The sequence below is a fragment of the Streptomyces sp. NPDC048337 genome (assembly GCF_043201175.1).
In the GTDB taxonomy this organism is placed as follows: domain Bacteria; phylum Actinomycetota; class Actinomycetes; order Streptomycetales; family Streptomycetaceae; genus Streptomyces.
In genome coordinates, this window is the sequence record NZ_JBICYR010000004.1 from 316,263 (window position 1) to 334,843 (window position 18,581).

Genomic DNA, 18,581 nt, shown 5'->3' on the forward strand with positions numbered 1-18,581 from the left:
GCCGCCGCTGAGGCGGAGACCGAAGCAGCGCCGGAGGCGGACGCCGAAACGGCCGACCAGGCCAAGGCCGAGGCGCAGGCCGAGACGGCCGACGACGCCAAGGCGGCGCCGGAGGCCGAGGCCGGCGAGGCTGGGGCCGAGGACGCCAAGTAGTCCGTGCTACGCCGGAACGGCCGGTCCCCCACTCGGGGGACCGGCCGTTCCGGCGTTCACGGCCGTCAGGCCTGGTTACGCCGCAGCACGGCGAAGCCCAGCCCGGCGGCGCCCACCGCGGCCATACCGCCGCCCGCGGCGAGCAGCACCGGGGTGTCGCCCTGCGGCGGGGTCACCCCCTCCGCACCGGCCTTCACGCCGCCCTTCGGAACGACCCGGTCCGCGACCGGCTTCTTCGGCTCCGGCTTGGTGGCCACCTTGTACTCCTCGATCAGCCTGCCCGCGAAGTCGTACGTCCAGCTGTTCCCGCCGGCCTTGCCGTCGATGACGACGAACTTCACGCGCTTGCCGTCCTGGACGAGCCTGTACGTCCAGCCGTCGTTCAGCACGCTCGGCCGCTTCAGGTCGATCGTGCCGAGCGCGTTCCCGTTCGGCATGGAGATCTCGACGCGCTTGCCCTTCGGGCCGTCGACCAGCTTGGCGATCCGCCCGTCGGGCATGGTGATCCGCACCGAGCTCTCCTTCTTGACCTCCGGCTTGACCTCCGGCTTGACCTCCGGCTTGACCGGCGGCTTCGGCTTGTCCGCGCCCTCCATCCACGAGGTCACGGTGCCGTTCGGCTGGAGCACGACGTGCAGGCCGTTGTTCTGCCCGTACGCCGCCGCTCCGCCCTTGCTGACGAGCGTGTCCAGCTTCGTGGAGCCGGCGAAGATGTCGGCCTCGAAGTGGTCGGTGGCGATCTTGTAGACCTTGGCAACGGACCCGTCCGCCAGCTTCACGGTGGTGACGTACGCCCGGACGCCCTGGCCCGGCTTGACCGGCGGCTTGACCGGCGGGGTCGTCGGCGGCACGGACGGGTCGACCTCGGGCTTGACCGGCGGCTCGACGGACGGCTCGACCGACGGGTCCACCGACGGCTGCTCGATGCCGGGCAGCACCTCCGGCTCCGGCACGGTCGGGGAATCCGCGAAGGCCGACCCGACCGGAACGGCCAGGACGGCGGCCGCACCGGCGACGACGACTGCGGTGCGGAGGGTGGTACGGCGGGTGCTGCGCATGACGGGGCTCTTCTCGTGCTCTGCGGTGGGGGGCGGCTACGGATACGAAGCTACGGACCCGATATGTGCGTAATCCGTCGGCAATGTAACGAGAACCCCCAGAATCGAGCGCGACCACGTAAATCGGACTCCCTGCGGCCGCCACCCCGGGGTGGGGACAGCCCCCCGGGGTTCCCCTAGGGGATGTCACAGCTCAGCCGCAAAGGCCACGAATCCGGCCGCCCGGCCACCGGGCCCCGCCGGACCAGGTACTTTCGATCACGTGGCTGGATTCAGGATCGGACGGGGCCGGGACAACAACCGCACCCCGCAACAACCCCCGCGGCAGCAGCCGTACGCCTCGCAGCAACCCCCGCAGGCGCCGTACGGCCGGCAGCCCTACCCTCCCGCGGGCCCGCCCCCGCAGCAGCAGTGGCCGCAGCAGGGCGCCGCGGGCCACGGTGAGCCCGAGTACTTCGACCCGTACGGTCAGCAGCAGCACGCGCCGCAGCCCCCGTACGGCCAGGGAGGCGGCGGAGGCCACGGGGGCTACACGAACGACAACCCGGGGCACACGCAGGTCTTCGCCGTCGGCGAGGACCCGTACGGCCAGGGCGCGACGTACCAGGCGGGCGCCGGCGCGGCCGCCCCGGCGGGCCCGCGGCTGCCGTGGAAGGAACTGCTCAGCGGCATCGTGACGCGGCCGGGGCAGACCTTCCTCCAGATGCGCGACTACGCGGTCTGGGGCCCGGCGCTGATCGTGACCTTCCTCTACGGGCTGCTCGCGGTCTTCGGCCTCGACGAGGCCCGCAAGGACGTGATCAACGCGACCCTCTCGAAGGCCGTCCCGATCGTCCTGTCGGCGGGCGTGGCCTTCCTGATCTGCGGCCTGCTCCTGGGCGCGGTCACGCACACCCTGGCCCGCCAACTGGGCGGCGACGGGGCCTGGCAGCCGACCGTGGGCCTGTCGATGCTGGTCATGTCGCTCACGGACGCCCCGCGCCTGCTCTTCGCCATGTTCCTGGGCGGCGACAACGGACTGGTCCAGGTCCTGGGCTGGGCCACCTGGGTGGCGGCGGGCTTCCTGTTCACCTCGCTGATCTCGAAGTCCCACGACCTGCCGTGGCCGAAGGCGCTGGGCGCCTCCGCGATCCAGCTGATCGCCCTGCTGTCGATCATCAAGCTGGGCACGATCTAGGCGTCTGCGCCGCCCCCCACCACCCACCAGCACGAAGGCCCGCCGCGCAAGAACTGCGCGGCGGGCCTTTCCACGTATCGGTGGGCTCAGGCGTCGAGCACCTGCCCCTCACGCTTCACGACGGGCGGCTCGACGGACCACGGGAAGTTGATCCACTCGTCGGTCTTCTTCCACACGTACTCGCACTTCACGAGCGAGTGGGACTTCTCGTAGATGACGGCGGACCGCACCTCGGCGACATGGCCCAGGCAGAAGTCGTGGACGAGCTTCAGCGTCTTCCCGGTGTCGGCCACGTCATCGGCGATGAGGACCTTCTTGTCGGTGAAGTCGATCGCCTCGGGCACCGGCGCCAGCATGACCGGCATCTCCAGGGTGGTGCCCACACCCGTGTAGAACTCGACGTTCACCAGGTGGATGTTCTTGCAGTCGAGCGCGTACGCCAGCCCGCCCGCGACGAACACCCCGCCGCGGGCGATGCTCAGGATGATGTCGGGCTCGTAGCCGTCGTCGGCGATGGTCTGCGCGAGCTCCCGCACGGCCCGCCCGAACCCCTCGTAGTCGAGGTTCTCTCGTACTCCGTCACTCATGCTTCGTGCCTCACCTGGGTGCGGTGGAAGTTCTGGAAGGAGCGCGAGGCGGTCGGGCCGCGCTGCCCCTGGTACCGGGACCCGTACCGCTCGCTGCCGTACGGGAACTCCGCGGGCGAGCTGAGCCGGAACATGCACAGCTGCCCGATCTTCATGCCCGGCCAGAGCTTGATCGGCAGCGTGGCGAGGTTCGACAGCTCCAGGGTCACGTGCCCGGAGAACCCCGGGTCGATGAACCCTGCGGTCGAATGGGTCACCAGCCCCAGCCGGCCGAGACTGGACTTCCCTTCCAGTCTGGAGGCGATGTCGTCGGGCAGCGAGATGACCTCGTACGTGGAGGCGAGCACGAACTCACCGGGATGCAGGATGAAGGCCTCGTCCCCCTCCGGCTCGACCATCCGCGTCAGATCCGCCTGCTCGATGGCCGGGTCGATGTGGGCGTACCGGTGGTTCTCGAACACCCGGAAGAACCGGTCGAGACGTACATCGATGCTGGAGGGCTGCACCATCGACTCCTCGAACGGGTCGATGCGAACCCGTCCGCTGTCGATCTCGGCCCGGATGTCTTTGTCAGAGAGAAGCACGTCCCGAGGATACGCAGAGCGCGCGGGCCACCCCCAATCGAGAGCGGCGCCCGCGCGCCCGTCCGCTGTCTCCGCTACCGCTTGACCGCTGCCCCCACGGGCACGGCCTGCCTCAGCCGCGCGCACCGCGGACACCGCAGCAGCCGCCCCGGCCCGATCCGGCCGGCACCGAGGTGCTGCAGCGGGAAGGAGGCGGTACTGAATACGTGCCCTTCGGCACAACGGACGACGGTGTGCTCCATCGAGTCCCTTTCCCCAACGAGCGATACTGCGATGAATCGCCACATTAGGGGATGATCGGGACCCACTCCAGCCGCCGCTCCGCACCCACACGGTACGCCCCAACTCCCGCACCCACACGCCCTGGTGCACCCCACACACAACAACGACCCCGCGGCAAATTCACCGGGGGTCGATCATGGGGTAGAGTGGGCGACGATACGGATTCCAGGCATCTGGACCGCCGTGCGGATGTAGTTTAATGGTAGAACATGAGCTTCCCAAGCTTATAGCGCGGGTTCGATTCCCGTCATCCGCTCTTGAGAGAAGGCCCAGGTCAGAGACCTGGGCCTTCTTCGTTGTCCAGACCTCTCAGGGCCTGCCCGCCCTCTGTTTGCCCCAACTCCGCGAAACCCTCGGCGAGTTCCGCGGTATCGGGCCTGTAGGAGGCCACATGACCTGATCGTCGGTGGCCTCCGGCATCCGTACTGCGACCACCTCATGAGCAGGGGAGGCTGTGACAGGACAGGTCATAAAGCGGAAGGGCAACCCGACCCCGGTACGAAGCTTCGGGATCAGCCCGGCTGGGCGGCCGACCGCGTCAGCGGAGCTGTGCCTCGCCCGAGTGGCACCGAGGCGGCCCGTGGTCGCCATCAGCTGGATGTCGCTGCCGGTCCAGGGCGCGCGTCTGCAGGGTCGGGTGCGGTTGCGGTGAGGATCTGAGCTGCCTGGGTGATGTTGTCGGCGCGGACGGCACGGGCCATCGCCTCGCGGGCGGCTTCGGCCGTGGTGTGCGGAGGGACCACCAGCAGCACGAAGTGGTCGTTGTCGCCGCGGGTGATGAGGACGGTGTCATCGCCGACCGGGTCAGAGTCGAGGTGCACGACCTGATCGTCGACGACAAGGCGGGTCGGGATGTCCTGCCAGGCGGCAGCGTCCAGGCCGACCCTGGTGATGGTGCCGAGATGCCCGGTCAGTGCCGTGATCAGGGCGGGCAGCTCGGTTGCGGCGTCACGGGAGAGCGGCCACCACGCGCCGTCGAGGACCCTTCACGGGACTGCGTCGTCTCCAGTCGGACCAAGGCCGTCCCGGGCTTGACCGCTTGGTGGATCTCGTCCGGGAGGCGCTTCGGAGGAGTGGGGCTGTCGGATACGGCCATGGTGACTTCGCCTGTCTGCGAGGTGCGGCGACACGTCGTCCGATGCCGGCAGCGGCGTCGGGATGGCTGTTGACCGGCGAGATGGCGCCACGGATTCACGGTACTCCGTGTGCCTACGGTGATGCTCGTAGCCACACATCCTGGGACTCTTCGCCGATACCGGAAAATAGCTGGTCAGAGGCGGGTTCCGGGGCCGCGGACCGGAGTAGGGTGAAGGAACCGGGAGTATTTCGTACGCCCGCTCCATGCGGACGTCATTTTCGGCGATCAAGGCACCGGGCCGTACTCGGACGGCCTGGGGACAGGTCCGCGCCATGACTGCGCCCATTGAACGCGCGGCGTCCCGCGTACTGGCTCCCGCTCTCCCGGCGCGCCTGTCTCTCACGCCGGAGACCGCACTTGCCTGCCAGTTGGACGGCGCCTGGTGGCCACGCTCCCGTGACCTCGAAGCCGAGCTTCCGGCGCTGGCCGACGCGCTGGACGGACCCTGGGGACGGATGACTCACGTCACGGTGAACCCCACCCGCTGGCCCGTCATCCCGCACAAGGTTCCCGTCGCCGGGCACACGGTGCACGTGGGCTGGTTCACCGAACAGGACCCCGACAAGCTGATTCTGCTCTCCGGCACCGTCGGACGCTGGGACCTGCTGGTGATCCCGCCCGAGACCCAGCCCGCCGCCGCAGCCCGGCTGATGGCCGCCGCCACAATCCCGGGGAGCGTCCTCACCGCTCGCGCGCTGATGGCAGCCGAAGCCGCCATCGGTGGTGGCATGCGGGACGCGCGAAGCCGCGTAGAGGACTGGGAGAGCGAAGGCGGGGCGTGCATGTCACCCTTCGGCGACCTGCCCGGGCGACGGTCCACCTGGAGGTGAGCACCATGGACACCATCGTCCTCATCGCGGCGATCATCGTCGTGACCGCCATCGGAATGCGCCTGATCCACCTGCTCAACACCCAGGACGACGCACGGATCGCGGCCCACCACTTCAATGACGCCCTGCCCGGTGTCCCTCGGCGAAGCAGGAAGCACCACGGGCGGGCGCCAGGATCCCCCGGTCAGCCGGACGACACCGGTCGTCGAGCCCACCGCACGGATGCCGACCGGTGAGAGACATGGCTCCCTCCGACCGGGGCAGCGGGCGGGACGCGAAGGCGTCCCACCCGCCGATTTCTCCCCTCGCCCAGAAGGGAACACGCCGAAGCCGCGCTGCCGTCGGTCGGACACGCCGACGAGGTCTGACGGACCGGAGCCCGGCGCCCACCCCACGCACGAGAGGACCCGGTCATGGCGACATTGGGCGAGCGCAAGACCTACCGCGAGCAGGTTCTGCGGATCCTGTACGAAGCCATCGAAGGCAACCGTCTTCTCGGAATCACCGGGGCCAAGCTGGAACACGACCTCCACATTCCGGAGCAGGACCTCGCCGCCGCCTGCACCTACCTGGCGGGCGAGGGCCTGATCACCGTCGACTGGGAGCCGGGCAACTCACCCGCGATGGTCACCCTCACGCACGAGGGAATCCGGCGCATGGAGGCCGAGGAGGAGGAGCGCGGCTGAGCCCGCTCCTTCGGCACCAGTCGGGACCGCCCCGTCAGGGGTTCGCGCCGCGGGGCACGACCATGTCGGTCAGCCGGGCGGCACCAGGTTCAAGGGACGACCAGGCCCCGGCACGCGCAGCACGGCGATCGCGGATGTCGGGAACTTCGTACGGGTCTGCTCCAGCGCGTAGCCGTCCGTCCCACCGGCAAGCAGCAGGACCAGCTCCTGCACGCCGGGGTTGTGCCCGATCAACATCAGCGTCCGTACGTGCGCGGGGATCTCTCGTACGACCTCGGGCAACTCCCCGGCGCTCGCCCGGTAGATGCGTTCCTCGTGGATCACCGCAGCGCTGGCGCCTAACTCGGCCGTGACGAGGTCCCACGTCTGGCGGGTGCGACGGGCGGGGGAACACACGACGAGGTCGGGAACACAGTCGGCCTCGCGCAGCCAGCGGCCGGCCGCCGGGGCGTCGCGGCAGCCGCGCGGGGCGAGTGGCCGCTCGGAGTCCGCCACGTCCTGCGGCCAGGCGGACTTGGCGTGCCGCAGGACGACCAGGCGCCGCAAGGTGCCTGGAGTCATGGCGTCGCCGGGCGCTGGTGGCCGACCTCGCGCACGAGGTCCAGCCCGAGGACCCGGTCGAGAAAGGCGAACGCCTCGAACTTGGCACCGGCCGGCACCTCGGCGCGCTTCGCCACGCTGACCAGCATGTCCAGGACAGCGGGGACGCCGAGATCATCGGCGAGCACGGCATGGGCCTGTCGCAGCGCGTCGGCGGGGATCGGCCTGGACGGCTCCTGCGCCCAGTCGGCCACCTGCTGCCGCCAGTGCCTCAGCATCCGCCGGGCCTCGGCGAGCGCCGCGCTGGTGACCGTGACCGGCGTGCGGTAGGCGTGGCCGAGCAACAGCATCCTCACAGCCAGCGGGTCGGTCCCCTCTGGGGCGAATGCGTCCGGGAGATCCGAGGCGAGGGGGTGGCCACGGTCTGGGACGCCCCCGTCCGGGGGTGCTGGACTGACCTGGCCCACGTCGATCCGGACCCCGCTGACGGCGTCCTGCACGGCGGTGCCGTACGCGAGCACGTGCACGTCGGCAGCGGCGCACACCGTCTCGGCCACATGGTGAACGCCGGCGGTGGCGGGCGGGTGGATGCCGAGAACGGCCATGGCCCGTTCGAGCGTCTGGGCCGGCTCAGGCGGCAGGTCCGGCGTAGTGAGGACCGTGACGGACTGCAGCCCATGCAGCTCCGCGGTGCGCGCCAGTACGTCACCGACCAGAGACGCCCGCACGTGCACCGTGCCGATCCCGGTCTCGATGACCGGCAAGTGCACGCAGATGCGCAGCAGGTGGCGGTGTGCGGAGGGGATCTCCACGAGGCGGCCGGTGCGAGTGTCGGCGATACGCAACATGATGCGGAGGCTAGTCGTGGAAACCTCCGGTACGGGGGAGGACCTGACCAGGACGCCAACGTTGTGGAATGCCACGCGTCGCACGGTCGTGGGGTCGCAGTCCTGTCGGTCGAGGTGCGCTGAACCATGTCAGCTGTCTGGCCTGTATCGCGGGGACAAGTCACTGGTGCCGGAGAAGCGCCAGGGGCATACCATGATGAATGGGTCGGTGCACTCTCACGTGCAGCGCCCGGAAGGGCGGCCCCGGCGTGTGAATGTGCCGGGGCCGTTGTGTCACCCTCGTCGCGCCGCAGGGAGCGGGGCATGATCCATTCAGCCGATATCCGCGAGTGGCGCGACTGCGACGTCGTAGACCCGAAAGGACACAGGATCGGCTCGCTGGAAGCGATCTACGTGCACACCTCTACCGACGAACCGGCCATGGCCACCGTCCTCACCGGCTTGCCCACCCGCCGGCGCCTGGTCTTCGTTCCTCTCGACGAGGCGATCCTGGGACCGGGCTACGTCAAGGTCGCGCACGCCAAGGCAATCGTGAAGAAGGCCCCGGCCATCGGCACTGATGACATCCTGCCCGCCGAGCAGGAAGAAGCGATCTTCAAGCACTACGAGATGGCCTACCAGCCGGGGGCCAGCGGCGAACGGCAACTCGCTCGCCGCTGACCACCCCGAGCCCCGTGCCAGAGGAGGTGTTCTCCCTATGACGATCCTCCTGTTCCTGCTTCTCGTGGCCGTCATCCTGGGACTCATCGGCGTGGTGGCGGAAGACATGCTCTATCTCCTGGTCATCGCCATCCTGCTCGTCGTGGCCGGCGTGGTCTTCATCGCCACACGATGGTCCCGACGCTCGCATCGCAGCCACCTTCGGTAGTACCGGCAGGAGCGTTCCACCCGTGCCCCATCCGTGCCCTTCAGGACGGTGCACAGCGGTCACCCCCGGTGCAGACAGCCCCTCGTAAGGGGCCCACCCACAGGCCGTATCCGCAGGTCAGGAGACATACGGACGGTCTGAACGGCGTTGATTCCCAAGCCTATAGCGCGGGTTCGATTCCCGTCATCCGCTCTTGAGAGAAGGCCCAGGTCAACGACCTGGGCCTTCTTCGTTGTCTAGACCTGTTTAGTAGGCGCGCGCACCACTTGGGCACCGCTTGTCCCCTTGCCGGGTGTGGTCGACATGAGGGCGCGGTGTCACACATGCGCGGATCCCGCTCCTCAGGTCTGGCTGATCACGCCGCCCAACACACCGCGATTCACTGGGGTCCGGCCGTCATCAGCGGTCCACATGGCGCGCACCGATACCGCCGGTACGGGCGCCTGCTTCAGAATGCAACACAGTGTTGACTCCGTGCCAACTGCCCACGAATGGAGACCACATGGTCCGTGTTCAGACCGTCTGCCCTGACTGCAAGCGATGCACCAACTCGGCGATCAACGAGGGCGGGAGAAAGGCGGGCCGCGTCATGGCCGGACTCATGACGGCCGGCCTCACCGAGGTGGGCCGAGCCGCCACCCGCAACTGCCGGGGCTGCGGACACGCTATGTCACTGCACGGCCGTGCCGACAACGCCCGGTATGACCAGCAGGCCACCCCGCAGCAGGGGGCCGCATGGGGCGCGCAGGCCATGCCGCAGCCGCAGCCGCAGCCCGATCGGTTCGCCCCGCGACCCCACACCCACCGCCCCCCAACGCCGAGGCCTGCGGCTACCCCGCCGGTCCCGGAGGCCGCGGCATGGCGGCCCGACGCAACCACGTCTCCGGCGGTCATTTCTGCCCGCCTCGCCCGCCTGGACGCGCTCCTGGCCATCGAAGCGATCACGGCCGACGAACACGCCCGCCAGCGCGCCGCGATCATCTCTGTCCTGTAGCCGACCGGGCGGGGCCCCTGAGCCCTCCCCTGCGAACAACCAGGGCGAGAAGCCCGCACGCGGAGTAACCAGCAAGCGGCACGGCCGCAGCCTGGGAATGGAGCAGTCCGGATGGGCATAGCCATCTTTGACGCGATCGGTTTGGCCAATAAGAACAAGCATCGGCACAAGGAACTGATCCAGCGGGAAGAGTGCCTCGCGGAGCGCCTGGCGGCGGAGACGGCGGCGCAGGAGAAGGCCCGGCGCAGGGCATACGGGAGCGCGCTCGTGCCGTTCCGTGACGTGTTCTCCCGTCTGAAGAATGTCGACCTGACGGAACTGGTGGCGATCGCCGAGCCGCCGGAGTCAGATGTGACGGACGTAGAGGTACGACGGATCCAATTGGACGCGGTGAACACGATTGCCGCACTGGCCGGTGGTGCGGCCGTCGGGGCCGGTGCGGGAGCGGCCACGTTCGCCGCGGTGGGGGCCTTCGCCGCCGCGTCCACCGGAACCGCCATCTCCGCCCTCTCGGGAGCGGCGGCCACGAGTGCCACGCTCGCCTGGCTGGGCGGCGGCTCGCTGGCGGCGGGCGGCGGCGGAGTCGCGGCCGGTACGGCAGTGCTCGCCGGCATCGTGGCCGTTCCTGTCCTGCTGGCCTTGGGTGGCTTCGTCGAGTGGAAGGGCCGCAATGACCTCCGCGAGCAGCGTGCCTTCGCCGCGGAACTCGACAAGATCACCTCGGAACTCCGTGTCAAGGAGGCCCTTGCCGACGCCTCGTGCAAGCGCAGCCGCCAGGTACGGCAGCTGCTGGACGGCCTCCGCAAAGAGATGCGCGGCCGGCTGCCGGCGTTGCGTGCGCTGGTGGACAGTCAGGACGACTACGCCGCCTACACACACGCTCAGAGAGCCGAGGTCGCCGTACTCGTCGGCCTGGCCGGCGCCACGGTCGCCGTCATGGGAACTCCGATCACCGACGACGAGGGGCATGTCACCGACCTGTCGAAGCGCGTGATGAAGGACACCCGGACTCGCTTTCACGCCCTCACGACCGCCCGGTGAACGACCAGTCGGACGACCAGTCGGACGACCAGTCCAAAGAGACCGGCAGTAACCGCGCCCTGCACGACCACGCCCTACCCGGTGGTGCCGACGCCGCGGCCTGGGCGCTGGCCGACAGGGCGAGTCGACGACTCGCCGTCGCCACTCTGGAGACGCTGCGGGTCAGGGAGACGGCGGCGGCCCTCGCCACCCGCTACGCGAACGACGGCAACGCCCAGCGCGCGGGACACCTCTTCGAGGTGATGCACGCGCTGTCCTTCAACCTGTCCGCCATCAGCAAGGGCTCCTCGGTGCGCGCCGTCGTCACCGATTGGGCTCCGGACGGTTCCCAAACCGCCCCGGCGGATCTGCATCTGGTGGACCGGGGCGGCCTCGTCGGGCAGGCACAGGCGAAACTGTTCCAGAGTGACTCCGCCACCGCACACCAGGTCGCCCGCCCGCACTACGACGGTATGACCCGTCTGGTCGCCTCCGACCGACTTCGGGCCGTCGAGGACCTCCTGGACAGACGGCTCACCATGTCCCCGGAGGGGCTGCGGTATGAGGAGTACCAAGACGCCCGCGCCCATCTGAACGACCGGCTTGAGCACGGCCACGTACGAGGCCAAGGCGTCTCTCTGGATGACGCGCACCGGGCAGCGCGTGACCCTCAGCGCTGGGCGAACCAGCAGACCCTGGCCTCCGGCGCACGGCAGATCGTCGGGGCGGCCCGGTCCGCCGCCTTGCCGGGCCCGATCACCGATGGTGTGATCGCGGCAGCCCGCGAGGCGGCGCGTGCCCGAGCAGGTGAGACCTCGGCCTCCGTCGCCGCCTTCACCGCAGTCGGCGCTGCCGTCCGTGGGGCCGCTCGCTCCGGCGGAATGGCCGCGCTCGGGGAAGGCGTCCGTATCGCCGCCGCAGCCGGTGCCCTTCCCGCCGTGCTGGGTGGTGGAACGCTCCCCGGAGCCACCGCGCAGGCCGCGTTCGCGGTTGCGGAGGCCGGGCTGGACCTCGCCCTGGGGAATTGCAGCGTGAAGCAGTTCGCGGTACGCGCCTCGACCGCCGCCGTGTCAACCAGCCTCGTGTGGGGTTGCGGTGTCGTCGGCCAGACCATCCTGCCCATTCCCGTGGTCGGTGCGCTCGTCGGAGGTGTGGTGGGCCAAGCGGCCGCTGGCCTCATCGTCCAGGGTCTGCAGATCGCCCTGCTCGCCGCGCGTGCGGACGCCGCGGCCGAAGCCCGGATCCGGCTCCTAGAGCAGGAGGCCGCCACAGCCGTCCTCATGGCCGACGCCTTGCGCCGTACGACCGAGCAGCTCGGAAGGGAACGCAACGCCTACGTCGCTCACAAGGTCCTGCCCCGGTTCGGCCGCGTACAGGCCGCGCTCGCCGGTGACCAGCCCACCGAGGCCCTCGCGGACCTCGCCGCGCTGACGAGGGAGTTCGGTGGACAGCCGCTCTACGGCACGCAGGAGGAGTTCGACGTCTGGATGCTCGACGAGACCACCTCGCTCACGCTGAACCCCAACTGGTGAATCGCCGCCCTCCGTCACCCGACCGCCACACGGGGTCCCCTCGCGCGAGCGTCGACCCATGAGGGGCTGTGGCCATCAGCCGAGAGCCTCCCGAGACGCGGGCCTACGTACCAGTCAGGGCTGTGAGGGCTGTCGGATGGCCCGTTACACGGCCGTCGAGGGGTCGTTGACGAGTCATGAGCATTCTTCGTCAATCCCCTGATTCCTTTTCCGCGCGTGATGACTCGAACGACGCCGTGGTCACGGCGGTACGGCAACTCACCCGCGGGACAGCATGGTCCGTGGTGGGACAGGTGCCGTTCGACTTTCCCGCCCACCATCCCCAGGGGATCACCCGCGGCCACGACCACCGCCTGTACGTGTCAACCGCAGAGATCACCGAAGCGACCCGTGCGTACGACAGCCCCGTGGACGGCTACGACCGCACCCCGGGCAAGGGTCGGGGGCACGTGTTCGTCACGGACGGCGAGGGCGCGGAACTCGGCCACGTGGCTGTCGGCGAGGGCGCGATCTATCACCCCGGCGGCATCGACTTCGACGGCGAATCCCTGTGGGTCCCGACTGCCGAATACCGACCCGGTTCACGATCCATCGTCTACCGGCTGGACCCCGACACCCTGGAGGTGCATGAGGCGTTCCGCTTCGACGACCACATCGGCGGCATCGTCCGCGATCGCCAGACCGGCCTGCTGCACGCCGTCACCTGGGGGTCCAGGCGCCTGCTCACCTTCACCACCGACGGGCGGCTCACCCACCAGGTCGACAACAAGAGTCACTTCGTCGACTACCAGACCTGCGTCAGCGCGGGCGGCGGCCACATGGTGTGCACAGGCATCGCCGAATACCCCGTCCCGGGTCCTGGCATCTTCAGCCTCGGCGGTATCGCCGTCGTCGACATCGAGTCCGGCCGGATCGAACACGAGGCACCGATGACCACCCTGTCCCCGGCCGGCCGTGTCGTCACCTACAACGCAGTCCACCTGGAGACCGACGGCGGCGTCCTGCGGATGTTCGCCGCCCCCGACGACGGAGAAGCGGCGGGCGACTCCCAGCTGCTCACCCTGGAGACACGGCTCGCGTGACCGCCCGCCCCGACCCACAGCCCTCCGGGCCGTACCCGTGTTACACCCGTACGGCCATGAAATAGCGCCCGCAGAACATCAGTTCGCCGCTCAGTTCCGAGCTCAGGCTCTCCGGAGTGAAGCGGCGCCGGAAGATCGGATACCTGGTCCCGTCGACGGTCCGCAGTTCCATCCTCTCCTCGTGCTGGTCGCCGTCGCTGCGCAGGTCGATCACGATCAGCTCGCGGGCCGTACGGCGCACCTCGGCAAGGAAGACGGCCCGCTCACGCGGCCGCAGCAGCCCGTAGAAGTTGGCGGTGACGATCCGGTCGAAGGCGCCGGCAGCGAACGGCAGCGGTGGAAACAGCGCACGCACCCGACGCGCCCGCGGCACCCGCACATGCGTCAGACCCAGCATCTCCGCACTCTGGTCCAGAGCGACGACGTCACCGCGGAGGAACTGAGTCCACACCCCCGTCCCGCAGCCGACGTCCAGAACCCGCCCCTCGGGCAGCGCGGCGAGCAGCTTCCCGATCTCGGCCGTCTCCCGGTCCAGCCCTGCGTTCACCACCTCGTCGCCGCGATAGCTTGTCTCGTCGTACACCGGGGCACGATGCCGGTAGTACTGCTCCCGCACTAAGTCACGCATGCCCCGACAGCTACCCCAGACCCAACGGAGAACAAACAGCAGGCTGCCACCCGGCATCGGATCGGCTGGGAATGCTTCTCAACCTGGCCGGCAGCCCGGAGGCGGCCTCACCGGCCCGCTGGGCTGGTACCGCTTGCGGGAGCGATCCCAGGTGCGCGCCACAAGTGCCCTGACATGCGTCAGATTGGGCCCCGGCGGGCCCACCCGAACGGCCACGGGCGGGCAGGTCCACCTGGACCACCCCCATCGCGCCGCACCCCACACCGTGGTGGGCTGAGGTCGGCGGGGGTGTCCGCCAACCCGATCTCCCCTGGGCCATGAACATGACCACGACCACGACCATCACCGTTGCGGCGATCGCCACGGCACTCGCATTCGGCCTGATCGCCAACCACCTCCGCCGTCGGCGCCTCACCAACGACGATGACGACGACGAGGCGTCCGTCAGCGATCTGATCAGCCCCCTGGAGACACTGGCCGTCCTCCTGGTCGCCTTCGTCATCGTCGTGGCGGCCGAGTCGTACGGCGCCGCCGCCACGGCCGTCGAGGCCGAAGCCAGCCGGGTCGACCAGCTCTACGAGGTGGCCGACTACGCCCCGGAGCCACAGCGCGAACGGCTCCAGGCCGCCGCCGTCTGCTACTCGCGGGCCATCCGGGCCGCCGAATGGCCCCTCATGGCCGAGGGCGGCGCGAAGTCCCCGATGGCCTCGGTGTGGTCCACCGACTTCCGCAGGCACTTCAAGGAACTCGCCCACAAGGGCGACGCCACCTTCAGCCTCCTGGTCGAAGCCGATGACGAACGCTCCAAGGCCCGGCAGACCCGGATCTCGGAGGCGAGCCCCGCCATTCCCTCGTTCGTCTACTGGTTCATGGTCGTGGCCCTGGCCGCCACCGTCGGGGCCTTCGCCTTCGGCCTGCCCCGCAAGCGCGGGCCCTCGCACCTCATCCTGTTGTGCGTACTGGCGGCGCTGTTCACCGGATCCCTGCTACTCATCGAGGACATCGACAACCCCTTCTCCGGCCGGATCCGGATCACGAACGAGGCGATGCGAGAAGCAGCCGAGGACATCTCCGAGGACTTCGCCACCGATCACCCCACGAGCACACTGCCGTGCGATGCAGACGGGCAGCGGACCACGACCTGAACCATCAGCCTCCTGCCTGAGGACGCGTGCCACTACGTGCCAGTCAGGGCGGTAAACAGTGGTCAACAGAGGACCATCCGGCGTCCCCGCCAGCATCGCAGGGAGGCACGTTTATACAGGTCAACGACCTATCAAGCTCCCAGAGCCGAGTGATTCCCAAGCTTATAGCGCGGGTTCGATTCCCGTCATCCGCTCTTGAACGAAGGCCCAGGTCAGCGACCTGGGCCTTCTTCGTCGTCTAGACCTCTCAGGGCTCGCGTGTCCTTCGCGTGCCATAACTGCCCTCACGGCGCATCAGGTTGGACCCAGGTCAGCCCGCTGAGGCCTCACGTTCGGCGGTGCGGGTGTCGGCCCCTGGCGCGGTGAGGGTTGTACGCAGCAGGTCCAGGAAGACAGTGGCTGCGGGGCTGGAGGGGCCGTCCGTGCGCCAGGCCAGAGCTACCCGGCCGCGCAGCCGCGGCTCGGTGATCTCCAGCGTCCGCAGCCCGGAGGCCGCTGCCGCGCCGGCGGGGAGGGCCGGAACCACCGCGACGCCGAGACCGCGGGCGGCGAGCTGGGCAAGGAACAGCGGAGCGGCTGCCTCGAAGGCGATGCGGGGCCGGAACCCCGCCTGCGCGCACGCGCGGTCCAGTACCCCGCGCAGCCCTGTGCCACGCGGCAGGCTGATCAGCGGGCGATCGCGGAGCTGGATCGTGATGCGCCCGGGCCACCTGCGCGAGGCCACCGCGAAGGCCGCCGCGAAGGCCCGGCACACCCTCCGCACCCGGCTGTCGACCGGGGAGAAGTCCTGCCGGAAACGGATGGCCACCCTCGCCGTCGTCCACGACGCCGAGCCCGCAATCCGCCGCCCGCACGACATCATCGCCCCGCCCGGCGGCCGCACCGGACACCGCACGGTCCGCAAAGGACCGGTCGCGCGGGCAAAATGGCTCACCGCCTCCGTCCGCGAGGACGCCGAAACGGTCATCGCCGCCGCGTTCGGCCAGGCCGAGGCCCGCGACCCCGAACACCACCGCACCTGGGTAGTGCTGATCGACGGCGCCACCCACCAGCGGGGCGGGTACGCGGCCGCGCTGCGCCGCGAGGTCGAGCAGCGGACCAGCGACAGCAAGGACGGGACGATCCGGACCAAGGTCTTCGGGGTCGGGGCGGACGCGGGCCGACGGGAGAACCGCGAGGTCGTCAGCAGGTACCTGGAAGTCGCCGAGCCCATATCGGTGATCGGCCTGGTCATGGACGTGCTGGAGGAGAAGGACGTGATCGTCCACGTCGATCTCGTCCAGCAGACGGTCCTGCGTAACAAGGCCCTGACGAAGGCCCTCGCCGCCGCGCCCGAGGCCCGGCCGGTGCGCCCCGGCCGGGCGCGCCGGGACATACGGCTGCGGGACGTCGAGGACTTCGTGCTCATCCGTGGCCGGTTCCGCAAGATCGACGACACCCTGTCGGGCACGGTCTTCCTCGCCCCGTACGGGGACCCCGAGGACCCCGCTCGCGGGCCGCGGGTACGGGTCACCTGCGCCACGGAGGGGCTGCGCAACGAGGTGCCCAGGGGCCCCTTCTCCGCGCGCTGCCTGGGCAAGGTCCAGGACTGGAACGCGGAGGAGGGGCGCTGGAGGTGCAGGCCATGGCCATCTTCCGCTGAGCCGGGGGCCGCTGGGACGCCGGTCAGGGGTGCCGCTGTGCCGGGCCGCCGCCGTGCGGGCCGCCGAGCCCCCTGCTAGCGTGGATTGCGTGAGTTCCGCCCTTACCGCCGCGGCACATGGCCCCGGTGAGGCAGCCGTTCATCGGCGAAGGAACGGGATCCTATGGCAGAGCAGGGCTTCAGGATCGGGGCAGCGATCACCGCGGCCGTTCTCGGCCTCCTGACGGCACAGGCCCCGGGTGCGGCGGGCGCGGCACCACCCCGCAGCGCCACCACCGAGATCACCGGGCCCGGCAAGGCCGCCGCCGCACGCTTCGTACCGGGTCCCTGCCCCAAGACCATGCCCGAGCCGATCGAAGCGCTGGCCACCGCGCGGTGCGGTGAGCTGGAGGTCCCCGAGAACCGTGACCGCCCCGATGGCCGGATCATCCGGCTGGCCGTGGCCGTCATCCCGGCCGTCTCGGCGAAACCGGCCCAGGACCCCGTGGTGTTCATGGCGGGCGGCCCCGGTGGCGAGGTCTTCGACGACATCCCGTTCCTGATCTCCTCCGGCCTGAACAAGGACCGCGAGCTGATCGTCATGGCGCAGCGCGGCAACCTCTACGACAAGCCCAACCTCGCCTGCCCGGAGGCGGACCGCTTCAACGAAGCGGCCGTGGGGCTCCCTTCGTACGCACCGCAGACCGAGCGCCTCATGCTCGCCGCGGTCAAACAGTGCCGGGACCGCCTGGCGGCCGACGGAGCCGACCTGAGCGCCTACAACAGCTTCGAGAACGCCGCCGACTTCGCCGACCTGCGCACGGCGCTCGGCATCAAGCAGTGGAACGTCTACGGCCATTCGTACGGCAGCAACCTCGCCCTGACCTACCTGCGCCTGCACCCCCAGGGGATCCGCGCGGTGGCGCTCGACTCCATCGCCCCCGCGCAGTACGTCTCCCTGCCCTTCGCCTGGGCGGGTGCCGCCGAGGGCCTCGACTACCTCTACAAGGCCTGTGCGGCGGAACCCAAGTGCAAGAGCCGCTACCCGGACATCGAGCGCACCCTGAACCAGCAGGTGCGCAAGCTCGAAGCCCGGCCGCTGACGCTGAACGTCCAGCCGCCGCAGGGCGGTGACCCTGTGAAGGTCGTCCTCGACGGCGGGGCACTGGTGAACCTGCTGGTCGCCAAGGCGATCCCGTTCAAGGACGTCCCGGCGGCGATCGACGAACTCGGCCGCGGCAACCCGGAGCGCTTCGCAAAGGCCCGCGCCGCCGGTTCGTCCCAGGTCATCGGCCAGAGCGCCCACGGCCTCACGAACTCGGTGGTGTGCAGCGAATGGACGCCGGACCATTCGGAGTCCGACCTCCTGAAGGCGGGCCGCGAGGCGTTCCCCGACTGGCCGGACCAGGTCCTGACCCAAGCGCCCCAACTGGCCTTCCAGGAACAGGTGTGCCGAATCTGGAACGTCCCGGACCGCACCGCCCTGATACGTGAGGCGCCCGTCAGCTCGGTGCCGACGCTCTTCATCAACGGGACCGGTGACATGAAGAGCGGGGCGAGCTGGGCGCAGAAGACGGCCCGTCAACTGCCCGGGTCGACCACCGTTCAGATCCCCGGCATCGGGCACTGGGTGGTCCCGCAGTCGCCCTGTGGCCAGAAGGTGCTGGAGTCCTTCCTCAGCCGTCCCACCGCGCCCGACACCGGCTGCGTGGCGGACCAGAAGTGGGAACCGTTCACGATCACCCCGAAGTGACCGGGAGGGCAGATGTCACGCCCGCATGTACGACGCTTGCGCTCCAGGTCGGCCG

At 69.7% G+C, this 18,581-nt stretch carries 20 protein-coding genes, 1 tRNA gene and 1 pseudogene; 14 read left to right on the forward strand and 8 right to left on the reverse strand.

Annotated elements, in window-relative coordinates; genetic code table 11:
- Positions 1-218: 218 nt before the first annotated feature.
- The gene (locus ACGFYU_RS09460) at positions 219-1,211 is read right to left on the reverse strand and encodes a hypothetical protein (RefSeq protein WP_393826681.1); all 993 of its coding nucleotides are present in this window, start codon (positions 1,209-1,211) and stop codon (positions 219-221) included.
- Between the two features lie 262 nt (positions 1,212-1,473).
- Here ACGFYU_RS09460 and ACGFYU_RS09465 point away from each other — a divergent pair, with 262 nt between their 5' ends.
- Positions 1,474-2,388 carry a Yip1 family protein gene (locus ACGFYU_RS09465; protein ID WP_393826682.1) on the forward strand — a complete coding sequence of 305 codons (915 nt, stop codon included), beginning with the start codon at positions 1,474-1,476 and terminating at the stop codon, positions 2,386-2,388.
- A gap of 86 nt (positions 2,389-2,474) precedes the next feature.
- On the opposite strand, the gene ACGFYU_RS09470 is transcribed toward ACGFYU_RS09465, so the two are convergent.
- Together ACGFYU_RS09470 and dcd are read right to left on the reverse strand one after the other, a co-directional pair.
- Entirely contained in the window at positions 2,475-2,975 is a 501-nt protein-coding gene (locus ACGFYU_RS09470) for a phosphoribosyltransferase (protein ID WP_326588922.1), read from the reverse strand.
- Positions 2,972-3,559 (reverse strand): dCTP deaminase, encoded by a 588-nt coding sequence (gene dcd, locus ACGFYU_RS09475; protein ID WP_030009868.1) that lies wholly within the window; start codon positions 3,557-3,559, stop codon positions 2,972-2,974. The genes ACGFYU_RS09470 and dcd overlap by 4 nt, the downstream gene beginning before the upstream one ends.
- Positions 3,560-4,026: 467 nt before the next feature.
- Between dcd and ACGFYU_RS09480 the strand changes: the two genes are divergently transcribed.
- A tRNA-Gly gene (locus ACGFYU_RS09480) sits at positions 4,027-4,097 on the forward strand.
- Between the two features lie 334 nt (positions 4,098-4,431).
- Here the strand turns inward: ACGFYU_RS09480 and ACGFYU_RS09485 are convergent.
- Positions 4,432-4,937: pseudogene (locus ACGFYU_RS09485) on the reverse strand (DUF5994 family protein).
- Between the two features lie 314 nt (positions 4,938-5,251).
- On the opposite strand from ACGFYU_RS09485, the gene ACGFYU_RS09490 reads away from it, so the two are divergent.
- From ACGFYU_RS09490 to ACGFYU_RS09500, 3 genes are all read left to right on the forward strand, one after another.
- Complete coding sequence (locus ACGFYU_RS09490; protein WP_393826683.1) at positions 5,252-5,809, forward strand: DUF5994 family protein; 558 nt, start codon at positions 5,252-5,254, stop codon at positions 5,807-5,809.
- Positions 5,810-5,814: 5 nt separating this feature from the next.
- Positions 5,815-6,045: a hypothetical protein gene (locus tag ACGFYU_RS09495; RefSeq protein ID WP_393826684.1), complete on the forward strand. Its 231-nt coding sequence runs from the start codon at positions 5,815-5,817 to the stop codon at positions 6,043-6,045.
- 177 nt (positions 6,046-6,222) lie between these two features.
- Positions 6,223-6,495 (forward strand): hypothetical protein, encoded by a 273-nt coding sequence (locus tag ACGFYU_RS09500; RefSeq protein WP_393826685.1) that lies wholly within the window; start codon positions 6,223-6,225, stop codon positions 6,493-6,495.
- A gap of 69 nt (positions 6,496-6,564) precedes the next feature.
- Here the strand turns inward: ACGFYU_RS09500 and ACGFYU_RS09505 are convergent, their stop codons facing one another.
- Together ACGFYU_RS09505 and ACGFYU_RS09510 are read right to left on the reverse strand one after the other, a co-directional pair.
- Positions 6,565-7,056 carry a SixA phosphatase family protein gene (locus ACGFYU_RS09505; protein WP_393826686.1) on the reverse strand — a complete coding sequence of 164 codons (492 nt, stop codon included), beginning with the start codon at positions 7,054-7,056 and terminating at the stop codon, positions 6,565-6,567.
- The gene (locus ACGFYU_RS09510; protein WP_393826687.1) at positions 7,053-7,883 is read right to left on the reverse strand and encodes a hypothetical protein; all 831 of its coding nucleotides are present in this window, start codon (positions 7,881-7,883) and stop codon (positions 7,053-7,055) included. The genes ACGFYU_RS09505 and ACGFYU_RS09510 overlap by 4 nt, the downstream gene beginning before the upstream one ends.
- Before the next feature lie 303 nt (positions 7,884-8,186).
- On the opposite strand from ACGFYU_RS09510, the gene ACGFYU_RS09515 reads away from it, so the two are divergent.
- The 6 genes from ACGFYU_RS09515 (at position 8,187) to ACGFYU_RS09540 (ending at position 13,379) form a co-directional block, all read left to right on the forward strand.
- Positions 8,187-8,543 carry a PRC-barrel domain-containing protein gene (locus tag ACGFYU_RS09515; protein WP_393826688.1) on the forward strand — a complete coding sequence of 119 codons (357 nt, stop codon included), beginning with the start codon at positions 8,187-8,189 and terminating at the stop codon, positions 8,541-8,543.
- Positions 8,544-8,580: 37 nt separating this feature from the next.
- Positions 8,581-8,751 carry a hypothetical protein gene (locus ACGFYU_RS09520; protein WP_393826689.1) on the forward strand — a complete coding sequence of 57 codons (171 nt, stop codon included), beginning with the start codon at positions 8,581-8,583 and terminating at the stop codon, positions 8,749-8,751.
- Between the two features lie 502 nt (positions 8,752-9,253).
- Complete coding sequence (locus ACGFYU_RS09525; protein WP_393826690.1) at positions 9,254-9,745, forward strand: hypothetical protein; 492 nt, start codon at positions 9,254-9,256, stop codon at positions 9,743-9,745.
- Between the two features lie 111 nt (positions 9,746-9,856).
- The gene (locus ACGFYU_RS09530) at positions 9,857-10,786 is read left to right on the forward strand and encodes a hypothetical protein (protein WP_393826691.1); all 930 of its coding nucleotides are present in this window, start codon (positions 9,857-9,859) and stop codon (positions 10,784-10,786) included.
- Complete coding sequence (locus ACGFYU_RS09535) at positions 10,783-12,297, forward strand: hypothetical protein (RefSeq protein WP_393826692.1); 1,515 nt, start codon at positions 10,783-10,785, stop codon at positions 12,295-12,297. The genes ACGFYU_RS09530 and ACGFYU_RS09535 overlap by 4 nt, the downstream gene beginning before the upstream one ends.
- A gap of 176 nt (positions 12,298-12,473) precedes the next feature.
- On the forward strand, positions 12,474-13,379 hold the full coding sequence (locus ACGFYU_RS09540; protein ID WP_393826693.1) for a DUF6454 family protein: 906 nt from the start codon (positions 12,474-12,476) through the stop codon (positions 13,377-13,379).
- A 40-nt stretch (positions 13,380-13,419) separates the two neighbouring features.
- Here the strand turns inward: ACGFYU_RS09540 and ACGFYU_RS09545 are convergent, their stop codons facing one another.
- Positions 13,420-13,962: a class I SAM-dependent methyltransferase gene (locus ACGFYU_RS09545; RefSeq protein ID WP_393826694.1), complete on the reverse strand. Its 543-nt coding sequence runs from the start codon at positions 13,960-13,962 to the stop codon at positions 13,420-13,422.
- A 368-nt stretch (positions 13,963-14,330) separates the two neighbouring features.
- Between ACGFYU_RS09545 and ACGFYU_RS09550 the strand changes: the two genes are divergently transcribed.
- Positions 14,331-15,152 carry a hypothetical protein gene (locus ACGFYU_RS09550; protein ID WP_393826695.1) on the forward strand — a complete coding sequence of 274 codons (822 nt, stop codon included), beginning with the start codon at positions 14,331-14,333 and terminating at the stop codon, positions 15,150-15,152.
- A gap of 310 nt (positions 15,153-15,462) precedes the next feature.
- Here the strand turns inward: ACGFYU_RS09550 and ACGFYU_RS09555 are convergent, their stop codons facing one another.
- Entirely contained in the window at positions 15,463-16,014 is a 552-nt protein-coding gene (locus ACGFYU_RS09555; protein WP_393826696.1) for a LysR family transcriptional regulator substrate-binding protein, read from the reverse strand.
- Here ACGFYU_RS09555 and ACGFYU_RS09560 point away from each other — a divergent pair.
- Positions 15,953-16,873: a hypothetical protein gene (locus ACGFYU_RS09560; protein ID WP_393826697.1), complete on the forward strand. Its 921-nt coding sequence runs from the start codon at positions 15,953-15,955 to the stop codon at positions 16,871-16,873. The genes ACGFYU_RS09555 and ACGFYU_RS09560 overlap by 62 nt on opposite strands.
- A gap of 84 nt (positions 16,874-16,957) precedes the next feature.
- Positions 16,958-18,526 carry an alpha/beta fold hydrolase gene (locus ACGFYU_RS09565; protein ID WP_393826698.1) on the forward strand — a complete coding sequence of 523 codons (1,569 nt, stop codon included), beginning with the start codon at positions 16,958-16,960 and terminating at the stop codon, positions 18,524-18,526.
- Positions 18,527-18,581: the final 55 nt, after the last annotated feature.